Genomic DNA, 2,887 nt, shown 5'->3' on the forward strand with positions numbered 1-2,887 from the left:
CTTTCATCTTCCGTGAACTTCAAAATATGTCCGCTTCGTGTATGGATTGCTTTTATTTTGTTATCAGAAGTTCCATATCCGCTTGTTTCTGAGCCATTATAATGCGTACCCATCACAAAAGGCTTTTCTGCATTGCCACTCTCAAAACCTACCAAACCTCATCTCCGATCTTTGGGATGAAAAGAAAACCTTTTATTATAAATCTATCTATAAATGTTTCCATATTAATTTGTGACAAAATCCTTTATTTCCTGATAAGAAATAGTATATCCCTCTTTATAGTATTTTTTATTATCTTTTGCATAAGATGTATTGCCATTTCCATCTTTCTGAGATAAAATTCTAAATGATTTGTTGTCCGCTCCACTAATAATTTTCCCCCTGTAATAACAGTTTATTTTATCTTTTGCGTAGTAACTATGATTTAAAATTTCAAATGTTTTACTATCCGCGTTTTCAATAACAAAAAAAGAGGAACCATAAGCCATTGGATACTCAACAAAAACATTATTTTTATCTTTATAATAAATGTAACTAACTTTTTTAAAAGAAGTAGTATCAACTATGCTTTTTAGCTTTACACTTGTAGTATCATTAATTCCTATTTCATTAATATACAAATAGGTTTTTAACATTTTTTCATTATTATCACTAAAATCATTATATGCAGTAGTTCTGAAATAAAGATTATTGTCACCATCTCTATATAGAATATCCTTTATATGAAAATAATTTTGTGTATTTCTATCCTTAGATTCCTTATTTTTTACAGAGTTTTCTTTAAAACACCCAGCCAAGAAAAACAAAGTAAATATGTAAATTATTTGTATTACTATTTTTTTTGAATTTTCCATACTTTTGTTGTTGTTTTATCATAGTATTTAGTTTTATTTTCTTGATATCTAATCAAACACGAATTCGCAAAATTATGACTTGTTTGTGCTCTAAACCCTTCTCCAATTTCTTTCAAATCCCCTTGTCCTTTTTTCTTTGCCCCATGTTGATCATACATAATATAGGTTGAATTGCAAATCCCTTTTACCATAAATGTTCACTAATTCGGAAAATAAATGATTAGAAGAGAATCTTTTGATTTATAATTTATAGGTAACATTTTTAATATTTCAGAATTGATTTTATCGGAATTATGATAAATATTTTTCCCATCAAAGCCCACATTAATATATTTACCTTGCAAGGTTTTTAGCGAATCGACTTTGAAATTGAAGCTATTAACCTTTTTTAACACTATGTAGCCTTCATTTCCATAATAATAGATACTATCTCGATATCTAAAATAATTACTCTTTGGTATTAAAGAAAAATCTTTAGAAACAAAGGAAGCAATATGAAAAGGATAGTCATTATATTGACTACCTCTACTCATATAAATATTATTTTTATCTTGATATATATAATCTTTTTCTAATTCAAGGTAGGTTTCTATATCAATAATATTTTTTAGTGCTACTAATTTCCCATTTTCATCATAGATAGAATCTTGTATGATATTCCCTTTTCTCTTTATTTCTATTTGTTCATTATTGCCAGAACTAAATATGAAATTTTTGGATAATAAGTATAAGTTATTTTCTTTATCTGAATATAAATTATATTTAATTCCTATCAGTTTTTTGTTTTCTTGTTTCTGTTGTTCATTATAATAGTTGCTATTACAACTGAAACAGAAAATAAAAATCAAAAAGAATATTATTTTCTTTTTACTTTCCATATAGCAATTTCCGTATTTGCTGTTTTATCTTTATTTCGATTAGCTGACCCCTCCCAATTATTCACTGTCATTTCTAACAAAAACTCATTAATTTCTTCATAGTCTAAATAGTCTCCTCTATCTTTGAGTTGGTCATATGCTTTAAATTTTTTAACGCATGAATTTGAAGAATCAATAACAAGAAGAAGTACATGATAGCCTTTAAGAATAGAAAAATAGTAAACATGATAACCTATTCTATTTCCAATAGTCTTATCAAGTGATTCTGATATTGTTTTTCCTTTTCCTGATGCAAATTTTTTAGGTTTTGTTACTCCCCCCGTATCAAAAGAATACTGATTAATTATAATTTCATCTTTTATATACCCTTGAGATTTTAGAGTATTTGCTCGAGTATAAGAATTCTCTCCACCATAAGAATTTATAACTGTTGAAGTAGTGTTGAGGAGTTTAGAAATTCCTTTATCCGCAACCCTAAAACACACTTTATCATTTCTAATCAAAGAAGAGTTTTCATCTATTAGCTTTTGAACCTCCTCTTCCGAGAATACATCCTTATCTCTATTCATAAACTTCAAAGAAATAGTATTTGATTCTTTCCCATCAACGTTTACTTTGATTGAGGGATTTTCAATAATAGAGTTACAAGTAACATATGCCTGAATTACCCAACCCGCTTTAGCATTAAAAGTGTAAGTACTAAGTATAATATCAGAATTAGAAGGTATTAGCTCCACTTCGTATTTTCCATTGTACCAACTTGAACTTCCGCTCAATTTAAATTGTACAAGATTTTTTTGTCTCAAGGGCAATCCATTATAAATACTACATCTTAAAGCTACTGTAATAAGTAAATCAATACTCGGTTTTCCAGGCTTATATACTCCAATACTATTGCTTGTTCCCATTAGAAGAGATTTTTTTAGCACTATTTAAAATCAGTTTCCCTTCTGTAGCTTCTACCCACTTAGATTCTGTGATTTCCTCAATCTTTTTACCCACGATAACGGTTTCTTTATTTTCCGTTTTAATAATCATATTCTTGGAAGTCTTAATAATCGCCATAACTAAAAAAGATTAGATTTTTCCCCACTATTCCATTCTATGGTCTTAGCACTCTGCATTGTCATATTTTCCTGCGTACTGCTTATATTG

Annotated in this window: 5 protein-coding genes; all 5 read right to left on the reverse strand. The window is 28.2% G+C overall.

Annotated elements, in window-relative coordinates; all coding sequences use genetic code 11:
* Nucleotides 1-224: 224 nt before the first annotated feature.
* Genes ACM39_RS18590 through ACM39_RS19340 form a run of 5 tightly spaced genes read right to left on the reverse strand, consistent with a single transcriptional unit; the run spans nucleotide 225 to nucleotide 2,797 of the window.
* A complete protein-coding gene (locus ACM39_RS18590; protein ID WP_082140653.1) occupies nucleotides 225-854 on the reverse strand; it encodes a DKNYY domain-containing protein in 630 nt (209 codons plus the stop codon).
* Nucleotides 833-1,045 (reverse strand): hypothetical protein, encoded by a 213-nt coding sequence (locus ACM39_RS18595; protein ID WP_131701499.1) that lies wholly within the window; start codon nucleotides 1,043-1,045, stop codon nucleotides 833-835. The genes ACM39_RS18590 and ACM39_RS18595 overlap by 22 nt, the downstream gene beginning before the upstream one ends.
* Nucleotides 1,046-1,054: 9 nt before the next feature.
* Nucleotides 1,055-1,732 carry a hypothetical protein gene (locus ACM39_RS18600; protein ID WP_048512556.1) on the reverse strand — a complete coding sequence of 226 codons (678 nt, stop codon included), beginning with the start codon at nucleotides 1,730-1,732 and terminating at the stop codon, nucleotides 1,055-1,057.
* Nucleotides 1,711-2,640, reverse strand: a complete 930-nt coding sequence (locus ACM39_RS18605) for a hypothetical protein (protein WP_048512557.1) — start codon at nucleotides 2,638-2,640, stop codon at nucleotides 1,711-1,713. The genes ACM39_RS18600 and ACM39_RS18605 overlap by 22 nt, the downstream gene beginning before the upstream one ends.
* The gene (locus ACM39_RS19340) at nucleotides 2,624-2,797 is read right to left on the reverse strand and encodes a hypothetical protein (RefSeq protein WP_165585132.1); all 174 of its coding nucleotides are present in this window, start codon (nucleotides 2,795-2,797) and stop codon (nucleotides 2,624-2,626) included. Before ACM39_RS19340 ends, ACM39_RS18605 begins: the two co-directional genes overlap by 17 nt.
* Nucleotides 2,798-2,887: the final 90 nt, after the last annotated feature.

Source organism: Chryseobacterium sp. FH2 (assembly GCF_001045455.1).
Classification (GTDB): Bacteria; Bacteroidota; Bacteroidia; order Flavobacteriales; family Weeksellaceae; genus Chryseobacterium.

Bases quoted from the DNA above. Each gene is read 5' to 3' on its own strand.
- ACM39_RS18590 (WP_082140653.1), bottom strand. From the start codon at position 854: ATGGAAAATTCAAAAAAAATAGTAATACAAATAATTTACATATTTACT.
- ACM39_RS18595 (WP_131701499.1), bottom strand. From the start codon at position 1,045: ATGGTAAAAGGGATTTGCAATTCAACCTATATTATGTATGATCAACAT.
- ACM39_RS18600 (WP_048512556.1), bottom strand. From the start codon at position 1,732: ATGGAAAGTAAAAAGAAAATAATATTCTTTTTGATTTTTATTTTCTGT.
- ACM39_RS18605 (WP_048512557.1), bottom strand. From the start codon at position 2,640: ATGGGAACAAGCAATAGTATTGGAGTATATAAGCCTGGAAAACCGAGT.
- ACM39_RS19340 (WP_165585132.1), bottom strand. From the start codon at position 2,797: ATGGCGATTATTAAGACTTCCAAGAATATGATTATTAAAACGGAAAAT.